Below are 693 nucleotides of genomic sequence, written 5' to 3' on the forward strand. Positions count from 1 at the left end.
AAAAGCTTTTTATATCTCTCTTCTTTTTTTTCATGTTGTCCCCAACGCGTACCTTCGATCAAGCACCCTGGGGTCATGGCCGAGCAGTTGCCGTCCATCACATGCTCTATAGGGAAAGACTGGTTGGAAATTGACCTACGGGCTTGCTTTCTCTAGAATCGCCGGTCTCGTAAAAAGGGGGCCATCCCGGCCCGTCGTCGACAAACCAGGTAACACGCCATGAAACGTACTTTCCAACCAAGCACCATCAAGCGCGCGCGCACTCACGGTTTCCGTGCCCGTATGGCTACCAAGAACGGCCGCGCTGTTCTGTCGCGTCGTCGTGCCAAAGGCCGTAAGCGTCTGGCCATTTGATTTTTCGGCACAGGTGGTGAGTCAGGACTTCAGTCGGGAAAAGCGACTGCTTACACCCCGGCATTTCAAAGCGGTCTTCGACTCCCCAACCGGCAAGGTTCCAGGGAAAAACCTGCTGATCCTTGCTCGCGAGAACGGCCTCGATCACCCACGGCTGGGCCTGGTGATCGGCAAGAAAAGCGTCAAACTCGCCGTTCAACGCAATCGCCTCAAGCGCTTGATGCGCGATTCCTTTCGTCTGAACCAGCAGTCACTCGCCGGCCTGGACATCGTGATCGTCGCGCGCAAGGGATTGGGTGAAGTAGAAAACCCGGAATTGCACCAACACTTTGGCAAACT

2 protein-coding genes are annotated in these 693 nt (G+C 55.1%); both read left to right on the forward strand.

Annotation, left to right across the window (positions count from 1 at the left end):
* Positions 1-219: 219 nt before the first annotated feature.
* Positions 220-354 carry a 50S ribosomal protein L34 gene (rpmH, locus tag QWI17_RS20105; protein ID WP_003253163.1) on the forward strand — a complete coding sequence of 45 codons (135 nt, stop codon included), beginning with the start codon at positions 220-222 and terminating at the stop codon, positions 352-354.
* A 16-nt stretch (positions 355-370) separates the two neighbouring features.
* A partial coding sequence (gene rnpA, locus QWI17_RS20110) for a ribonuclease P protein component (RefSeq protein WP_302724317.1) occupies positions 371-693 on the forward strand: 323 nt, incomplete at its 3' end.

Origin of the sequence: Gilvimarinus gilvus, assembly GCF_030518155.1 — a bacterium.
GTDB classification, from domain to species: domain Bacteria; phylum Pseudomonadota; class Gammaproteobacteria; order Pseudomonadales; family Cellvibrionaceae; genus Gilvimarinus; species Gilvimarinus gilvus.